We start from the raw sequence: 19410 nt of genomic DNA on the forward strand, positions 1-19410 counted from the left end.
TTTTGGGGGCATTTTTAGTATAAATGAATCTTATTTGGGTTAATCATCTTCCGCGTGTAAGGTGTTTTTATGATCTTCTGGTTTATAGGATGCCTGCAATTCGGCGAGTTTTTTCTTGCCATAGGCCAACCTGGTAATCAACACGAACAATACAGGTACGATAAACAATGCGAGTAATGTTGCTGACAACATCCCGGCAGCTACCGTCCAGCCAATCGTTTGACGAGAAACCGCACCAGCACCTGCAGACAAAATCAGAGGAATTACCCCTAAGATGAATGCCAGCGAGGTCATAATGATTGGTCTGAGCCTTAATCTAACCGCTTCAATTGTTGCAGCGATCAACTCCATCCCCCAGTCTACCCTTTCCTTTGCAAATTCTACAATCAGAATCGCATTCTTTGCAGATAAACCGATCAGCGTAATCAATCCGACCTGGGCATAAATATTATTATCGAGTTTTGGCAGGAAGCTTAAAGCCAGGATCGCACCAAAAAGACCCAGCGGTACTGATAGCAAAATCGAAAAAGGAACAGACCAGCTTTCATACAAGGCTGCAAGGAGTAGAAACACAAAGACAATGATCAAAGTAAAAATAAGTGTCGTACTATTTCCAGCTTCTGTTTCTTCCAGACTCAGTCCGGAGAAATCATATGCATAATTGGCGGGTAATGTTTGGGCAGCGACTTCCTGTAATGCCTTTAAAGCATCTCCGGAACTGCTACCTGGTTTTGCAGCCCCACCGATCTCTACTGATCTGAAAAGGTTGTAGTGATTAATAATAGAAGCATTTTCTATCACCTGATAAGAAACCAATGAACTCAGTGGCACGGAAACACCCTGCGCATTCATGACCCTCAAGTGTTTCATATTTTCAATGTTTGCCCGATAATTTGTATCTGCCTGACTCACTACACGGAAATTCCTTCCATACTTAGTGAAATCATTAATATAACTACTACCTAGATAAGCTGATATCGTACTGTAAACTGCGCCAATAGAAACGCCCATTTTCTTTGCCTGATCCCGATCTACATGCACCTTATAATTTGGTGTTCTTGAATTGAACAAGGTGTAAGCCATACCAATTTCCGGGCGTTGATTTGCAGCAGCAAGGAATTTGCCCACATTTGCTTCAAACTCTTTGATGTCTCCACTTTGCTTCTCTTGAATCTGCAGCGTAAACCCACCACTGATCCCCAATCCCGGGATTGCCGGTGGAGAAACAACCAGGATACTTCCGTCTTTATCACCACCAAAGGATTTGCTTAAACCCGCCATAATCGTGCTCACATCCTTTTTCCGATCACCCCAATTTTTAAGCTGTACAAAGAAAGTACCGGCATTAGATTTAAAAGACCTATTCAAGATATTGATTCCACTGATAGAGGTGATGTTCTCTACCTCAGGATTATTATTCCGAACACTGTCTGTTATCCGCTTAATAAACGCATCTGTACGTACAGAAGAAGCCCCTTCAGGTAATGTTGCACCTACTAAAAAGATACCGGCATCCTCATTGGGGATAAAACCTGTAGGCTTTTTCATAAATAGGCCCCCTGTTCCAAGGTAAATACAAACCAGGATAATCATGACTAAGGGAATCGCCTTTAATGCTTTTTTAACACCCATAGAATAATTATGGGTCACACCGGCAAACCATTTATTGAACTTAAAGAAGAATTTATTCAGTCCTTTTGAGTCTTTATTTAAATTCATTGGTGTCAATAAAATCGAGCACAATGCAGGAGTAAGAGAAAGTGCGATAAATGCAGAAATCAATACCGAAACCGCAATGGTGATCGCAAATTGCTGATACAGCAATCCAACCATGCCCGGAATAAATCCTACGGGGATAAATACGGCTGCTAAAATTAAGGCGATGGCGATTACGGGCGCGGTAATGTCGCTCATCGCTCTTCTAGTGGCTTCTGGCGCAGACAAGCCGTCATGATCCATATAATGCTGTACAGCCTCAACCACAACAATCGCATCATCTACCACAATTCCAATCGCGAGAACAAATCCAAACATCGTCAATACGTTGATAGAGAAGCCAAAGAAAGTAAAAAAGATAAACGTACCGATAACAGAAACCGGGATGGCCAACACCGGGATTAGTGTTGCTCTCCAGCTTTGCAGGAAGAAAAATACCACCAGGGTCACCAACACGAGTGCTTCAATCAAAGTGTGTACCACTCCCTCAATGGACAACTTTACTACGGTAACTGTTTCGTAAGGAACCGTATAATCCAAATCTTTCGGGAAGGATTTCTTTAATTCCTTCAGGGCATTTTGAATACCCTCAGCGGTTTGCACTGCATTTCCTCCAGGGGTTTGATTGATCATCATTAGAGAGGCCACTTTTCCATTCACTTTAGAGTTGATGGCATAATTAAAGGCTCCTAATTCCACTCTTGCTACATCTTTCAAAAAAACTACGGAACCATCAGCTCCGGTTTTGATCACAATGTTATTAAACTGATCTACGGTGTTCAGGTCACCATCAAGGATCACAGAAAACTCGAATGTCTGTGCATCATGTTGTGGTGGAGCCCCTACACTTCCACCGGGAATCCGGGTATTTTGCTCCTGTACAGCTGCAGAAACTGCTGCCGGTGTTAAGCCGTAGTTGGCCAGTTTATTGGCATCCAACCAGATCCGCATACTAAATGGCTGACCAAAAGCCTGCACATCACCAACCCCCTTAACACGCAATAACGCATCTTTTACATAGAGGTTGACATAATTGGAAATAAATTTATCATCATAAGTTCCATTTGGAGAGTACAAACCCACCACCATTAAAATATCATTATTTGCTTTTTTGGTGGTGACCCCTAAGCGGGTAACGGCCTCTGGCAAGGAAGGTTCTGCGATACCTACCCTATTCTGTACATCTAATGCCGCGATATCAATATTGGTACCTACATCAAAGGTGACAGTAATAGAGGAACGCCCATCGGAGGTACTGTTTGAGGATAAATACTTCATCCCAGGCGTACCATTGATCTGACTTTCTATTGGGGTGGTCACTGTTTGCTCCACTGTTTGTGCATCGGCTCCGGTATAAGTTGCAGAAACTGTAACCGTTGGCGGTGCAATACTTGGATACTGACTAATGGGCAAGGTAGTGATGACAATAATTCCAATCAGTACAATTAAAATGGAGATGACGATGGCCGTGACTGGGCGCTTGATAAATACTTCTGAGATCATAAGCTTGAAATTCTTTTAAAATTTTACCACTGCACCAGGCCTTACATTTTGTGCACCTTCCGAAACGATCAATTCACCTGCTTTCAACCCATCTTTGACGACTACACTTTTATCGAATTGTTTACCCAGCTGGATGATGCGTTGCTCCGCCTTATTGCTATCTGCGACTACATACACATTAAATGCGCCCAACTGCTCTGTGACTGCTTTATAAGGAATCACCAATTCATTTTCCGTGGACTTGTTCAATACTTTCATGTTTACGGTCATTCCAGCAATCAAGCGACCATCCTCATTGGGATATCCTATTCTTACCCTTATGGTTCCTGTTGCCGGATCTACCGCTCTGTCTATCGTAATAATCTTACCTTGGCGCTTATATAAAGTCCCATCTTGCAGCTGTACGGTAAAAAGAGAGTCTTTTACTGCCTGAGGGTTATTTTTCATTTTGAGAAAATGAGGAATATCCCCCTGATTTACGGTGATATCTACAGCAATCGGGTTACCTGTAGAGACTGTATTTAAAAGCGTAGAAGAGGGCGCTACTAAGGCACCTGGTTTGACCTGGGAAATCCCGATGGTTCCGGTTAACGGGGATACAATTAACGCATTTTGAAGGTCGTTGTTTGCTGCAGAAAGTGTTGCTTTTGCCGCAGCTACCTGCGATTCTGCATTGGCAAGATCCGTTAAGGCATAATCCACACGTTGCTTTGCGATCGCATCCTGTGCCGCCAGATTCTTATAGCGTTCTGCGTCCTTTTTGGCCTTATCACGATTGGCTTGAGCCATCTGTACATTTGCTTTCGCAGAATTATAGGCGGCCAGGTATTTTGTCCGATCAATTTCATAGAGCTTTTGCCCTTTCATTACTTTTTGTCCGTCTCGCACATAGATAGCGGTGATAAAACCACCAACCTGTGCCCGGATTTCCACCTCATTAAGGGCCACTACTACCCCAGGATAAGAATCTACTGTGGTGACCGGCATAGCAGCTACCTTATAAACCGATACCGGCGTTGCCGCAGGTGGCCCCGCCTGCTGCTGTGCAGCTTTATTTCCATTACCGCAGGCCGCTAAAGAAATGGACCCCAAAATAACAATGCCTAGTTTTACGTGATTAATCGTCTTCATTTGAGTACTTATTGGTTTACGGTAATTATGCCTAATGCTTGTTGTACGTCTAATTTGGAAGCAAGAAGACTATACAAAGCGTTTAAATAATTGAGTTGAGCGGTGCGCAGGTCTGTTTCCGAAGTCATCAGATCCAGATAAGCTTTTATTCCTTCGTCGTATTGCAATTTGATGGTTTGATAAACCTGCCGGGAAATTTCAACATTAGCACCCGCTGTTTTCCAATCATTCAGATTGGCCTTATACGTAGCCATAGCCTGAACATATTGACTCTTAATCTGATTTTTAACATTAACGAGATCGAGGTCTATCCTTTGCTCTTGCAACTGTGACTTTTTAAGCTCCTGAATTCTCTTGGTTCCCTGAAAAATAGGTAGGGACAACTTTAAGCCAAACAGTGAACTCGGGTAATTTTTATCATAAAGATCCCCGAAATTGTTATTGAGGTAATTCCAGTTATAATTGATGAATCCAGAGATATTGGGAAGGAAAGACCATTTATTATAGTTGGTATTCAAATGCTGCAATTCCCGTTGTGTTTGTAGTAAGCGATACTCCACTCTATTCTCATAGGTTTCTTTTAGATTGGTATCAATCAGAATTTCATTCTCCATCTTTACCGCGTCAAAGTTCAGGCTAAAATCTTGATCACCGCCATAACCAATCAATTCTTTTAGGTAGACATATTTATATTTAATCAACTCCTCTGCGCGCTTTTTATCTGCTTGGGAATTGCTCAGACTGATCTGTGCACGTTGATAATCAGTTTTATCGACCAATCCATTATCATATTGCGCCTTTGCATCTTTGAGTTGTTTCTCCAATCGCGCAATGTTTTCATAAATAATCTTTAACTGCTCTTTGCTGGTCAGTACATCAAAATAGGCCTTACTTACGCTAACTACTGTATTAATTTTGGTGTTTTCTGTATTTTGCTTATACTGTTGCCTGTAATATTTAGAGGCCTTGGAGGCCTGAATTAATCCAGCGTTTAGAAACTGCTGGTCAGCCTGTAAAGTAAATGCGGAGGTATGTCGTGTGCCAAGTACGAGCTGCTGGCTCACCCCACCCATTGTCAGCACACTAACTTGCTGTTTAAGGTTGTTATTATAAGTTCCTGTACCATTTATTTGAGGAAACCAGCCTGAAATTGCTGATTTGATATCCCGTTCCCCAATTTCTTCATCTATCAGCGATTGTTTTACCCCCGGTTGATTGAGGAGCGCATAACCGATCAGGTCCGGAAGCGTTGCATTTTTCAGTTCTTTAATGTTCCGTTCCGTTTGTCCATATGCCACTGAGCACCAGGTAACCGGTAGGATCAGGAGAAACGTTAAAATCGGTTTATGTAGTTTCATAGGTAGAAAATGAAGTAGTTAGATATTGCTCATTTGATATAGCTGATATAACCTGATGAAGGAAGGTTCTCAATGAAAATTGTCGAAGTCTTGATCATAAAATTTCAATTATTATTACTGATTTCCCGGACCTTTATAATTTGACAACAACCTATGTATCAATATTGTTTGAGAGCCATGAAAAATTTGAATACGGATTTAATTGACCTGAATTTGGCTAATTTTCAAGAAAATCAAATGCCTGATAATAATTGTTTTTTTACGTAATATTGGCCGTATGAATATCCTGATTGTGGAAGATGAAAAAAACCTGGCACTGGAAATGGCAACTTTTCTAGGAAAAGAAGGTTATACAATAGAGCATGCCTGGAAGAAATCCTCTGCTGCAGAAAAAATATTTGTGAATACTTATGACTTTATTCTGCTGGATCTCGGTCTTCCTGATGGAGATGGTTTTGAATTACTTCAGGAGTTTAAACAATTAAAAAACCGGGAGGATGCGGTGATTATTTTAACTGCCAGAGGTGATGTGGAAGACCGTGTTAAAGGTTTGGAATCCGGAGCAGATGACTACCTGCCTAAGCCATTTTCCCTGACGGAGCTATTGGCCAGAATGCATGCCATCATCAGAAGAAAGCACAAATTGGAAATGAATGAGGTGAATATTCATCACTTTATCCTCGACATTAAAAATCACAAACTGAGTTTCGAAGGACAAAAGATCAACCTGACAGGAAAAGAGTTTGAGATTTTTAATTATCTGGTATTGAATAAAAATAGAGTAATTTCGAGAATCAATCTGACGGAACATGTATGGGGTGACATTCTGGAGATCAACTCCGATTCGAACTTTGTGGATGTACATGTTAAAAATTTAAGAAAAAAGCTTTCTGCACATGCTCCGATTGACTGGTTTGAAACGGTAAGGAGCATTGGTTACCGAATCAATTCGACCTCATAAAGATGAAGCTGCAGCTCAAACTTGCTTTATACAATACCCTTACAAAGGTGGCTATCATCACTTTTATGGGAATTTTGATCCTGGTATCGATCAACAGGATTTCGGTAAACCACATGCGCCAGCGACTCATTCAGAAAAAGAATAAACTGGTGACCAACCTATCCAGTGCCGCGATAAATGACTTGCTGACACAACAAAAAATATTTACCGATTATAACTTACTAAAAGAAGAATACATCATTCTAAAAGAGGTAAAAAACAACCATAAGGAGAAGCTTAAACAACATTTCAGTCAGGAAACCAGAGAAATTGAAGGCAGCCAGGAAGAGTACCAAATCCTGAGTGCCGAATTTAAATATCATGGAAAAAGATACCTTTTAGAGCTCGGACAAACCATGTCCACCGTGGGACAATTGGAACATACCATTTCTGTTTTTACCTTTTTTATCTTACTTGCCGCAGTGGTACTTACCCTGCTCACCGATCTTGCCTTTAGTAAGTTTCTACTGGCGCCATTTTATCAGATCATCGATCAGAAACTCAACAAGGTTAACGACCCGATTAGTTTCAATTATGAGCCCATAAAAACCACAACAGACGATTTCCGAATCTTAGACCAAAGTATCAGCACACTGATGAACAAGATCGCAGATCTTTTCCTAACTGAGAAAGAGTTCATTGCCAATGTTTCTCATGAACTCCTAACCCCCATCTCTATTCTAAATACCAGACTGGAAAACCTGCTCAATGATGAAAAGTTAAGTGTAGAGGGCGAAAATAAAATCTTTGCCTGCTTAAAAACACTCAACCGCCTGAAATCAATCATCAATAGCTTATTGTTGATTTCTAAAGTGGAGAACAATCAATACAAGAAACCGGATAACATTGTGCTGAAAGAAATGATTCAAGAAGTTTATGAAGAACTGGAGCATCGCTTGGTGATGATGAATTTAACTTTTACCATCAATTTATCAGCGTCCTATGTTTTCAAAGGAAACAAATCTTTGTTTCATACCTTATTGATGAATATTGTCAATAACGCCATCAAATACAATCGTCCTGCCGGTAGCGTCAGTATCTATGATACTTTTATCGATGCCAATTACACCCTGATCATCGAAGATACAGGCCAGGGGATGGAAGTAAGCCAGGTTTCCCATGCTTTTCAGCGATTTGAAAAGTTCCAGTCGGAGAAAGAAGACAGCTATGGACTAGGACTTTCTATTGTAAAGAGTATTGCTGCTTTCCATGAGCTTGATCTTGAAATTGAGTCAGAAATTGGTCAAGGAACAAGGGTCTCTATTATTTTTCCAAAAAAATAATCGGGTTTTATCAATCTTCATAAAATCTTCATGTTTGATGAGCAACTTTGATCTAACAAATCACATAAAACAATTAAAAACATGAAAAGAACAATTTTAGCGCTTGCATTAGTTGCAACAACTTTCGGCGCATTCGCACAAACTCCTGCTGCAACTACTAAACCAGTAAAAGCACATGCAAAAGCAGTAGCTGCTAAAACAGTTGCGACTAAAACAGTTGCGACTAAAACTGAAGTTGCTAAATCTGCACCAGTAACTGCGGCAAAAGCAGCTGTTAAACCTGTAGCAAAACAAAAATAAGTCTTAACCACCTCGTTAAGAACTATAGCCTAAGGGGGTATCCAGAAATGGATATCTCTTTTTTTTTGTACTTTGGTGTCAACCACACAACTATTGAACCAAATTATGAGAAAATTTTTCCTTGTTCCCCTCGCCTGCGCCGCGATTTTTTTAAGCTTTAGTCCGGTAAAGAAACCCAGTTCAGATCCCGAGGAAAAGCATCCAATTTCAAATAGATCTTCGAAACAACAAGCAATTAACCCACCAGCACATAAAGACGGCTGGATCTCCTTATTCAATAAAAAAGACATCAACGATTGGTTTGTGAAAATTGCGCATCATGAGGTTGGCGAAAATTACGGCAATACTTTCCGCGTGGAAGACGGTATGGTAAAAGTAAGATATGACCAATATGGCGACTTTAACGACCAGTTTGGACATTTATACTATAAAGTTCCCTACTCCTATTACCACCTGGTAGTAGAATACCGATTTGTTGGTGAATTACAGAAAGGGGCACCTGATTATACCTTAAGAAACAGTGGCGTGATGTTCCATTCCCAGGATCCAAGAACGATGCCTAAGGAACAAGATTGGCCGATTTCCGTGGAGATGCAGTTTTTAGGCGGTTTGGGCGATGGTAAACCAAGGCCTACCGGAAACATGTGTTCTCCGGGAACAAATGTGGTTTACCAAGGTAAAATTGCGGCTTCCCATTGTCTCAATTCGACCTCAAAAACTTATCATGGCGACCAATGGGTACGTGCAGAACTGATCGTTTTAGGCGACTCGCTAATCACACACATCATTAATGGAGACACAGTGCTTCAATATTCTAAACCACAAATCGGTGGTGGCACTGCCAACGGCTATGATCCAAAGATAAAAATCGATGGCAAGCTATTGAGCAGCGGTTTTATTGCCCTGCAAAGTGAAGGCCAGCCCATTGATTTCCGCAAGGTTGAACTGAAAGACTTATCTGCTTTAAAAAGAAAAACCAAGCGTAATTAACGCTTGGTTTTTCTTGAATAATCATTTATCCTGTTACGTTTAAAAATATTCTGCCAAATATGGGGTCCTGCAATTTTGCCTTAAAGTTTTCAGGGCCCTATCTTTTAATTGTCTGATGCGTTCCTTGCTCAGGTTAAAAACTTCGACCATATCATCTAAGGTTAAGGCAGTATGGTTGTCCAGCCCAAAAAATAGCGTGATGATCCATTTTTCTCTTTCCGGAAGCACCCCTAAGGTGCGTTGTAAATCCTCAGTTAAAGATTCTGTCATCATGAGTGCATCCGTATTCGGGACATTGGTATTGGCCAGACTATCCAATAAGCTATAGCCACTTTCTTCATTGGTGGTCATATCCAATGAAAATGACAATGGTGCACTTGATAAATAATCGGAAACTTTGTCTTCTGAAAGCTCGGTTGCCACAGAAATCTCTTCATAAGTAGGCAACCTTTCCAGTTGTTGTTCCAGTAAATCTGTTGCTTTATTAATTTTGATAATGCCCAGTACCTGATTTCCAGGAAGGCGAATCATTCTCTTTTGATCGGCCAATGCCTGCATGATGCTCTGGCGAATCCACCAAACTGCAAAAGATATAAATTTGAAACCTTTCGTATCGTCAAATCGCTCTGCGGCTTTAATTAATCCGAGGTTTCCTTCACTGATCAGATCCGCTAACTGGAGTCCTCTGTTTTGATATTTTTTGGCCACAGAAACCACAAAGCGCAAATTGGTCTTCACCAGTTTATCCAGTGCTGCTTTATCGCCTTTTTTTATTCTCCTGGCCAAATTCAACTCTTCATCCACATTCACCAGGTCGATTCTACCAATATCGGTTAGGTATTTATCTATAGATTCAGAATCCCGGTTGGTGATGGAAGGTGCAATTTTCAGTTGTCTCATACCGTAACTTTATTTTCTAATGATACTTTTTGATTTAAATTTTTAGCTTCAAAATCCTGCATACATTTCACAAGAACTTCCACACTTGATATCGGTAACGCATTGTATAGAGAGACTCTAAAACCACCTGCGGATGGGTAACCTTTAATCCCCACAATACCTTTCTGACTTGCAAAGTCTAAAAATTCGGCTTCCAAACCTGGATCATGCATTTTAAAAGTCACATTCATTCTGGACCTATCCTTAGGATCAGCCAGTCCATAAAACAAGGTATTTCTATCAATTTCAGTGTATAACAAATCTGATTTGGCAATGTTTTCAACTTCCTGCTGAGTCACTCCCCCCTTTTCTTTTAACCATCTTAAATTTAACATGGCCACATAAATAGAAAATACGGGTGGGGTATTAAACATAGAATTGTTATCTCTAAAAATTCGGTAGTCGGACATCGAAGCCACTTCAGCTGTGATCTTCTCTAACAAGTTGTTTTTAACAACCACAAGTGTCATCCCGGCAGGGCCCATATTTTTTTGTGCACCTGCATAAATCAAGTCAAAATCAGCGACCTGAATAGGCCTGCTAAAAATATCAGAGGACATGTCGCATATCACCGGAACACTACTGGCTGGGTGACTAAACATTTCAGTACCTTCTATCGTATTATTTGAGCAATAATGAAAATAAGCTGCCGTTGCTGGAATTTGATAACCAACAGGAACATAGTAGTAATTTTTATCCTTTGATGAAGCTACGATATCTACCTCACCAAAAAACAACGCTTCTTTAATGGCTTTCAGAGAAAAAAATCCCGTATCCAGATAAGCCGCTTTTTTGCCCTGATGTAGAAAGTTCATCGCCAACATAGAAAACTGTGTGCTGGCACCACCTTGTAAAAATAGTATACTGTAATCTGCGGGAACATTTAGTAATTCTCTCACCAAACCCTGTGTTTCATTGATGACTGCTTCGAACTCTGGCGTACGGTGGGAAATCTCCAGAATACTAAGGCCAATGCCATTAAAATCCCTGACAGCATCTGCTGCCTGATCTAAAACTATAGCTGGCAAGATACACGGTCCGGCACCGAAATTATGTTTGATCATTATGTTATAGGTTATGGTTGATAGCTCCAAAGTTCGGAAGGTCAAAACAGATATCTCATTTTCCGATTACATTCAGCAAATTTTTCTGTTTAGAGTGATTTATACCATACAATTTTTGGGTAGCAATTCTAAGGCAGTAGTATTGCAAAATATAATTTCCCTACTTTCCTATTTTTTAAGGGGTTAAGGTAAGTTATACACTATGCTTTATCAGAAAGGCCATAAATGTTTCATAAAAAATAAATAATACTATATTTGACCTTTATTATCATTGAAAACACCTACACTAAGCTAGAAATCTATCTTCTGAAAAATGTCTAAATTAGATCCCACCCATCTTGGAATTTTGCGCCTCCTACAGGAAGATGCCCGAATGACGCATAAAGAACTGGCCAGAAGGTTAAGGAAAAGTGTATCCCCTATTTTTGAAAGGGTAAAATGGTTGGAACAAAATGGCTATATCAAAGGCTATACGGCTCTGGTAGACTTGCAAAAAAGTAGTAATAGCATTATTTCTTTTACCCATATCCAGATGAATGACCATTCTGAGGAAGCACTGAGTGCTTTTCAAAAAGAAGTGGTACAATTTGAAGACGTAAGAGAGTGTTATTATATCACTGGGAACTTCGATTTTATCCTCAAAATTGTATCCCCGGATATGAAAGGATACAATGATTTTCTACGCGGACAATTGTCAAAACTACCTAATGTGGGTAGTGTACAGAGCTTTCTGGTCTTATCAGAAGAAAAAAGAGATACCAGCTACAAAATTTAAAGGAAGCATTTTACCAAACTAAACCTTTTTCAGCCACAAACTGTTATTATTCTGTTCTGGGATTCTGACTGCAGGCACATTACTCCCGCTATTTCCTCTCAGAGCCTAAGCAGCGCACTAGCGCTTTAAACTTCTATTGCATTTTTTCTGAAATTCTGCGCTTCAATTACCTCATTGATAATTAGATGTATTTTATTAATTTGCTAACCCTAAAACGTAAACCACATGATACAGGTAGCTTTATTACTCCCTAATAAATACCGGTTACTCAGCGTCGCAGCAATACTGGATGTGTTTGATACCGTGAACCAACATTATCAAGAAATTGGTTGTACACCGCTCTTTCAGATTAATCTAATCCGTAATGCTACGCGCTCCCCTGAAGGTAATCTTTTTGAAAAATACAATGCGCTTTCCTTAGCAGAATCCGGACAACAAAACCTAATATTAATCCCTGCATTTGACCATCCAGACCTTAGTATGGCCATCCAGCAGAATCTGGAGTTCCTACCCTGGTTGCAACAACAATATAAAAAAGGGGCAGAACTGGCTAGTTTTTGCACAGGTGCCTTTTTATTGGGTGCAACAGGTTTACTCAATGGAAAAAGTGCCACCACACATGTAAATGCCAGTAATGCCTTTTCTATCTGTTTTCCTGATGTCTATTTTAAACCCGAAAAAGTGGTTACCGTAGATCAGGGAATTTATACCAGTGGCGGGGCAACCAGTAGCTTTCATTTGATGTTGATGCTGATCCACAATTACTGCAACCGAGATACGGCGATTCATATCGCAAAAATATTTTCTATTGACATGAACCGGGAACAGCAAAGTTATTTTGGCAGCTTCCATCCGGTAAGGGACCATGGGGATGAGCTGGTTTCCAAAACACAGCTATGCATTGAGAATGCCTATAAAGAAGCGGTAACCATTGAAGATATCCTGCAAACTATCCCATCCAGCAGGAGGAATATTGTGCGTCGGTTTAAACAGGCTACCGGAAATACCCTCATCGAGTATTTACAAAAAACCAGAATTGAGGCGGCTAAAAAGCTTTTAGAGCAAACCAACCTCAGTATTCTGGAAGTTATGTTAGATTCCGGCTATAATGATCTGAAAACGTTCAGACAGCTTTTCAAGAAAAACTCCGGAATGACACCTAAAGATTATCGGGATAAGTTTAAGCCGAAAGCTGCATAGCAGGTACTTTTCTTACCTTTTTCTTTCTTTTCTTTTTAAGCTTATTTAACCAGATCAGTGTTCCTGTTATCGGCAGACTGGTTGCAATCAGACAGGCCAGAAAATAAATGATCTTGGTAAACATGCCATAAACATCGCCCAAATGCAGTGCTTTAATAGAACCGGAAATACGCTCGTTGAAAGGCTTATCTTTAAACACCTCCGTTTTAAGTACGTTACCCGTATATTGATCTAGAAGTACTTTATCACCTGCAGCAGGTGCGAAAAACCCAGTTTTATTTTTTAGGATGGTAATGGCCGAAGCAGAGTCTTTAGGTAAGCTAATGCTATAATCGCCTTTATATGGTAAAGCGGCATCTGCTTTCTTAAGGTAATCGCTTAAGTTTAAAGGAGCAGCACCCGCAACAACTGTCGAAACAGGATCCTTGGGCGGCTCAAATCCCTCAGGCTGATAAGTACCCAAGGTTTTTCTTAAAGCTTCTCTATACCATGGGAAAGACCATTGCGGACCAGTAATCCCCATTAAGAATAAAAATATGCAAGCATAAAAACCCAGACTATTGTGTAAATCGTGGTTCGTTCTTTTCCAGCTACCGGACCATTTAACCTTTAATCCTTGCTTCCAGGATTTAATCCTTTGAGGAAACCAAATCACCATTCCTGTGATCACCCCAAGTGTAAATAGAATGGTGGCAGCACCACTAATGTAACTACCTAGTTTTCTGTTCTCGAGTTCACCGAAAATCGGTTTTTCGATTCTATCCAATAATAACCATCTATGTAGACTGAACATGGTTTTCATGAAGGAAGCCGTTGCACCTTTCACTTCAGATATGTTGCCAATTACCTCACCGGTATACTGATTTACCGCAAAAGCTGAAGGACGTTTCCCCTCCTCAGGTTTTCCGCCTTTTCCTTCTTTTTCTTTTCCGCCTTTTCTTTTACCCTCTTTTCCTTCTCCCTGGCTATTTTCTTTTCCTCTTCCGGCTTGCTCATTTCCTACTCCTGCAGTAGCTAGCATACCTTCTTTTTTACCTTTTCCATCTTTCTCGCCTTCCTTCATCCTCACCATAAATTGATAAGTTCTATTCGGATCAGCAGGAATTTTTATGGAAACAACTTTACCACCCGTACTTTCCTTGACTTGCTTAATCAGCGATTCAATCGGCATTGGCTTTGCAGCTGCCGGGGCAGTTACTTTATACAATTCAGGATTCGCCATCTCCTTCAATTCTGTATTAAACACATACAGAGTTCCACTTAAACAAACCAGAATCACGATGATTCCGCTTGCTAGTCCGATCCATAAATGGATATCGGTAAAAAGTTTACGTATTTTTTGCCAGGCGCTTTTAGGTGTAGTTGGTTTCATTTAGGCTATTTTTTACAAATATAAAACAAATCCGCAATTATTTAGACTAAGTCTTAATAATTGCGGATTTGTTACTATTCAATTGTTTAATGCTATTTTTTTGAGGACTTTATTTATTCCACCAGATTTTTCCAACGGTAACTTCGTCATTACCTTGTTTACCAGCTTCTGCAGCATTAGTCTGGCGCTCCGACTCTGGATACATTAATCTTAATGGTCTTGCGGTTGGTGTAGGAGCCAATAAGGAATTAGGAATATTAGGTATTCCCAGTCTTCTGTAATCACTCCATGCTTCCAAACTGCTGATGCTGTTTAAAGCCAACCATTTCTGTTCAATAATTCTTTTTAAACGTTGATCTCCCGCTACTGAACTTAATTTCACGGTAGTCTGATCGTTGTAGGCGTCAAATAATCCGGCATCTACCTCCATATATTTAAATGACTCGGCAATGCCTTGTTCATAGAATGTCTGGTCAGATCCTGAAATCCAGCCTCTGTTAGCCGCTTCAGCCTGTAGGAATAAACTTTCGAAAGCGCCCATCAAAATTGAAGCCTGATCAAAGCTTTTAAATAAACCTGTAGCTTTTCCATTGTTTTCATTTGGGCCTTTAAAAGCAGAGGTCTTATTGGCTGCATATTGCGCATCTACGACAGGATTTCCAAAAAGCACCCCTTTAAAAGTACCGCCAATACTGGTATATAAACTCGACAGACGTGGGTCTTTCAGTGCACTGTAGGTACTGATGATGTATTCCGTTGGACGCAAACTCACATGGTTGATTGCCGATGCATTTACTCCTCTATAATTTGTTTCCCAAAAAGGATTCATCTTGCCTTTTGAATTGATATAACCTGGTTTGGTCGCTACATTTTGTCCTAGACCTAAGAACCCGCTTCCTTCTTGATTAATCTTATTGATCTCCGCCTTAATATAAGCCTCGTTGTTTGCTTCCGACTGACGGATCAGCGCTCTTAATTTTAACGTATTTCCAAATTTAGCCCACAATTGCTTATCGCCGCCAAAGATGATGTCCGCTTTGCCTGGATTTTGATCCACACCAGCAGCTTTAATCTCATTTATACCTTCGGTAATCAGTTGAACAGACTTTTCATAGACAATCCTTCCGTCTTCATACTTTGGTTGCAAATATTGTGTTCTATTTAAAGCCTCATCAAATGGCACATTGTTATAAATATCTACCAAGTGTAAAAAGTGCCATCCTTGCATAATCTTAGCAATTCCCGAATAAAAAGGAGCGCTTTCCTTTTGCGCCTGCTCTTTGATCAATTGATAATACAATAAAGTATTAAAAGTCCCTTCCCAAATTTGAATCCCATCTCTGGTTCCACGAATGGCCACTCCGTTATACGTCTTCTCTTTATAAAACTGATTGGTAGCTTCGCTCGTTGTACCCCAATATCCAGCCCAGAAAGCCGCCAATTGATTAATTTGCACGGTTTCTTGATTTACAGTGCTGATTAGCGCACCCGGTAAGCGGGCACTTAAAATCAGATATTGCTCTGTCGGACCATTCGGATTGTCATTCACATCCAGGAACTTCTCACAAGAAGTCAGACTGAATAAGCTGGCAGCGAAAACGAATATTTTTATACTTTTCTTCATGTTATGTTATTCTTCAGCGTGTATATCTTAAATAAATTAGAAAGTAACATTCAGGTTAAACCCAAACATTCTGGTTGGCGGAATTTGTCTGAAACTCAGGTAACCATCGGTTTGATTATACAATGATTCTGGATCTCCATACGTATTGCTCTTATGTCTGACAATAAATAAATTGGTCCCTACCAAGCCAAAGCTGGCTTCACGAATCACTTTTTGTTTAGCTAACAATGCTTTCGGAAGCGCATAACTGATGTTCAACTCCCTTAACTTAAAGAAGTCTGATTTTGCAGCCGTGTTTCTCTGCACTTTCCCTTGTCCATCCCAGAACGCTTTATCCCCTTTAGAGAAAACCGAGGTATTTTCTACATATACAGGCTGAGCTGCAGTACCGGTATTGATAACCGAGTTAGGGAAAATAAAAGGTTCGCGATTGTAAGCAGCAGTTGCTGGGTGTGTACCTGCAGTGTACATTCTAGGCACCACTTCAGAATACAACCAACCGCCAAGACGAGCGTCAAACTGAGCACCGATACTGATTCCTTTAAAGTTGATCATCGTGCTTAAGCCCATTTGATAAGGAGGAACCATGGTACCAAGAGGTGCGCTATCTGCTACGGTAGTAGTGTTTCCTTTAGCATCCACAATTACTCTTCCCTGTTCATCTCTTAAGTAATCACTCACCTTTAATAAAGGATAAGTTTGTCCTACTACTGCATAAGCTTGTCTGAACATTCTGAATTCTTCCTGCCCGCCGAAAATAGTTTTCACCTTATTATTAATATGTGTAAAGTTAAAACCAATGTTCCACCTGAAGTCATCTTTGCGGATCACATCTCCACTTAGCGTCAATTCAATGATTTTATTGGTCAATCGCCCTGCGTTAACAATGGTACTGTTATAACCGGTAGCGCTGGAAATTGGTGCATCAAAAATCTGTCCGTCTGAATCTGAATACACATAAGCAGCTTCCAGGTTTAAGCGGTCTTGGAAGAAGCCCAACTGAGTACCTACTTCATAAGAGGTCACAAATTCTGGTTTAATATCTCTGTTTGGACTGGTTAAGCTAGGTGTAAACCCTACTAATCCGCCAAAAGGAAAACCATTGATCTGCGAATACGCATTATTTAAGCTGTAGGGGTCTAAAGTAACATTACCCGTTCTGTTATAAGAGGCAAAGATCTTTCCGAAAGAAAGCACTTTACTGTCTTTTAAAGCGTTAATCCCTTCAGTAAATACAAAGGAAGTACTTACACCAGGATAGAAATAAGAACGATTTTCTTTGCTCAATACCGAAACGATATCATTTCTTCCGGTTAAGGTTAAGAACAAATAGTTGTTGTATCCGGCAGTAAATTCTCCGTAGGTACCTAACGCTCTGTATTTAGTAATTGTTGCAGCACCTTCCAGCTCCCCTGCACGGCTTCCAGGGTTGAACAAGTCTGGGAATAAAAGATTTGGACTCCCTATTGAAATCATTTTAGAATCATCCATACGGATGTTTTGTCCGACTAGCAATCTGGTTGTGAACTTTCCAAAATCCTTTTTAAAGTTCAAGATCAAATCACTGTTTACCCTACGGAAATCATTGCTACCGTCATTTACTGAGCCGTTCACATTTCTATTTCCTGAAGGAGCAGCCAATTTATTGGTAGTCGCTCTGCTTTCCTCTGAAGTACTGTACAGTCCAATGCGGTAGATTGCAGAAAACCATGGTGTAAATTCATAGTCCAGTTCAATCTTACCATTAACAGTTTGCTGATTTGAAGTATTTCTATTGTTGTCCATTAAGAAAAATGGATTTTTTGCAGCAGTAGCGTCTGTATAATAGTTTAGAGGATTAGCTGCTGAATTTGGATCTCTCCAATTTTTTAAGGTATTCAGGTCCAGATTTGCCGGTTGTACATAGGTGCTGTACCATGGTCCATCTGGTGTGGTATTTCTACTTGCAGCAATATAATTGACATTATAAGAAGTATTCAATTTCCCAAAAGTTCTAGAACCATTAAACCTTGCTCCTGTTCTGGAACTTTTATCTCCAGGAATTACCCCCTTGATATTTACATTCTGAACCGAGAAATAGTAGGTAGATTTTTCATCACCACCGGAGAAGGAAAGGTCATTCTGTAAAGTTCTGCCGGTTTGGAACATATCCAGACGGTTGTCTTTGGAGGGAGCAGCATATAATGCGGTAGGTTGCAGCCCATTTGGTAGTTTTAAGCCCAGGTCTCTGATGCTGCCATCAAAAGCTGGTCCCCATGATTCATATTCTGTTGGAGAATACACCCCGTTCTGACCCTGTCCGAATTGTTTTTGCGCAGGTGGCAATAGATAAACGTCTGAGAAAGTCGTTGTATTAGAGAAACTAACCAGACCTCTGCCTCTGGTTCCTTTTTTTGTGGTGATCATTAAGGCACCGTTTACGCCTTCTGAACCGTATAAAGCAGCTGCATTTGCACCTTTTAACACCGTAATATTTTCTATATCATTTGGATTGAGGCGTCCAATGTCTGGAACTGGTACCCCATCTACTACATAAATAGGATTATTTTTAGCGTCATTGAATGAACGGGAACCACGAAGCCTGATTTGTACCAATTGATCTGTCTTACCTGTTGTGGCATCGTTCATATTGATTCTCAATCCGGCAACTTTACTGGCAAGTCCCTGTAAAGGGTTTACCACTTTTCCTTGATTCAAGACCTCATTACTAATCAGCGTTGCTGAAGTTCCCAGTTCTCTTGCCTGGCGTTTGATACCTAAGGCACCAGTCACCATTACTTCTGATAGTTGGTTTACGGAGTCCTCCAGGTAAGCGTTGATGATATTTTTATCCGCAGTTACTTTGTGTTCTACAGTAACGTAGCCCGTATAAGAATAGATCAGCAAGTCTCCGGTTGCTGCGTCGATGGAATATTTACCTGCTCCATCAGTACTTACGATCTCATTTGTTGATTTGCGGATAACGGTTGCGCCTGGAAGGGTTACTCCAGTCTTTTGATCTATCACTTTCCCAGTGATCTTCCTTACCTGAGCAAGAAGACCTGTGGAGATCATTAACAGGAAAATAATTAGGGTAGCTTTTTTGTTCATGTAAATATTATTTTGATATTTTATTAAGATTTAATCTTAATAACTTTAACTTCGCCGCAAAGATA

At 40.3% G+C, this 19410-nt stretch carries 14 protein-coding genes; 6 read left to right on the top strand and 8 right to left on the bottom strand.

The window, feature by feature from the left end; genetic code table 11:
- Window positions 1-39: 39 nt before the first annotated feature.
- From GM920_RS18585 to GM920_RS18595, 3 genes are read right to left on the bottom strand one after another with little or no spacing between them, the layout of a single operon-like run.
- Window positions 40-3219, bottom strand: a complete 3180-nt coding sequence (locus tag GM920_RS18585; RefSeq protein ID WP_182960250.1) for an efflux RND transporter permease subunit — start codon at window positions 3217-3219, stop codon at window positions 40-42.
- Between the two features lie 15 nt (window positions 3220-3234).
- Window positions 3235-4350: an efflux RND transporter periplasmic adaptor subunit gene (locus tag GM920_RS18590; RefSeq protein WP_182960266.1), complete on the bottom strand. Its 1116-nt coding sequence runs from the start codon at window positions 4348-4350 to the stop codon at window positions 3235-3237.
- A gap of 8 nt (window positions 4351-4358) precedes the next feature.
- On the bottom strand, window positions 4359-5708 hold the full coding sequence (locus GM920_RS18595; RefSeq protein ID WP_182960268.1) for a TolC family protein: 1350 nt from the start codon (window positions 5706-5708) through the stop codon (window positions 4359-4361).
- 277 nt (window positions 5709-5985) lie between these two features.
- On the opposite strand from GM920_RS18595, the gene GM920_RS18600 reads away from it, so the two are divergent.
- The 4 genes from GM920_RS18600 (at window position 5986) to GM920_RS18615 (ending at window position 9281) form a co-directional block, all read left to right on the top strand.
- Window positions 5986-6669: a response regulator transcription factor gene (locus GM920_RS18600; RefSeq protein ID WP_182960270.1), complete on the top strand. Its 684-nt coding sequence runs from the start codon at window positions 5986-5988 to the stop codon at window positions 6667-6669.
- A 2-nt stretch (window positions 6670-6671) separates the two neighbouring features.
- Window positions 6672-7991, top strand: a complete 1320-nt coding sequence (locus GM920_RS18605; RefSeq protein WP_182960272.1) for a sensor histidine kinase — start codon at window positions 6672-6674, stop codon at window positions 7989-7991.
- Window positions 7992-8072: 81 nt separating this feature from the next.
- Window positions 8073-8291, top strand: coding sequence for a hypothetical protein (locus GM920_RS18610; protein WP_182960352.1), 219 nt, complete (start codon window positions 8073-8075; stop codon window positions 8289-8291).
- A 105-nt stretch (window positions 8292-8396) separates the two neighbouring features.
- The gene (locus tag GM920_RS18615) at window positions 8397-9281 is read left to right on the top strand and encodes a 3-keto-disaccharide hydrolase (protein WP_182960274.1); all 885 of its coding nucleotides are present in this window, start codon (window positions 8397-8399) and stop codon (window positions 9279-9281) included.
- Between the two features lie 39 nt (window positions 9282-9320).
- Here the strand turns inward: GM920_RS18615 and GM920_RS18620 are convergent, their stop codons facing one another.
- Window positions 9321-10181: a sigma-70 family RNA polymerase sigma factor gene (locus tag GM920_RS18620; protein WP_182960276.1), complete on the bottom strand. Its 861-nt coding sequence runs from the start codon at window positions 10179-10181 to the stop codon at window positions 9321-9323.
- Window positions 10178-11281, bottom strand: a complete 1104-nt coding sequence (serC, locus tag GM920_RS18625) for a 3-phosphoserine/phosphohydroxythreonine transaminase (RefSeq protein WP_182960350.1) — start codon at window positions 11279-11281, stop codon at window positions 10178-10180. The genes GM920_RS18620 and serC overlap by 4 nt, the downstream gene beginning before the upstream one ends.
- Before the next feature lie 316 nt (window positions 11282-11597).
- On the opposite strand from serC, the gene GM920_RS18630 reads away from it, so the two are divergent.
- Together GM920_RS18630 and GM920_RS18635 are read left to right on the top strand one after the other, a co-directional pair.
- Window positions 11598-12059, top strand: a complete 462-nt coding sequence (locus GM920_RS18630) for an Lrp/AsnC family transcriptional regulator (protein WP_062550140.1) — start codon at window positions 11598-11600, stop codon at window positions 12057-12059.
- Between the two features lie 225 nt (window positions 12060-12284).
- Window positions 12285-13259, top strand: coding sequence for a GlxA family transcriptional regulator (locus GM920_RS18635; RefSeq protein ID WP_182960278.1), 975 nt, complete (start codon window positions 12285-12287; stop codon window positions 13257-13259).
- On the opposite strand, the gene GM920_RS18640 is transcribed toward GM920_RS18635, so the two are convergent.
- The 3 genes from GM920_RS18640 to GM920_RS18650 all read right to left on the bottom strand — a co-directional run bounded on the left by GM920_RS18640 (window position 13240) and on the right by GM920_RS18650 (window position 19345).
- On the bottom strand, window positions 13240-14631 hold the full coding sequence (locus tag GM920_RS18640; protein ID WP_182960280.1) for a PepSY-associated TM helix domain-containing protein: 1392 nt from the start codon (window positions 14629-14631) through the stop codon (window positions 13240-13242). The two genes, GM920_RS18635 and GM920_RS18640, sit on opposite strands and share 20 nt — an antisense overlap.
- Before the next feature lie 109 nt (window positions 14632-14740).
- Window positions 14741-16255, bottom strand: a complete 1515-nt coding sequence (locus GM920_RS18645; protein ID WP_182960281.1) for a SusD/RagB family nutrient-binding outer membrane lipoprotein — start codon at window positions 16253-16255, stop codon at window positions 14741-14743.
- 36 nt (window positions 16256-16291) lie between these two features.
- Window positions 16292-19345, bottom strand: a complete 3054-nt coding sequence (locus GM920_RS18650) for a SusC/RagA family TonB-linked outer membrane protein (RefSeq protein ID WP_182960282.1) — start codon at window positions 19343-19345, stop codon at window positions 16292-16294.
- Window positions 19346-19410 lie beyond the last annotated feature (65 nt).

It is taken from the genome of Pedobacter gandavensis, from assembly GCF_014172405.1.
Classification (GTDB): domain Bacteria; phylum Bacteroidota; class Bacteroidia; order Sphingobacteriales; family Sphingobacteriaceae; genus Pedobacter; species Pedobacter gandavensis.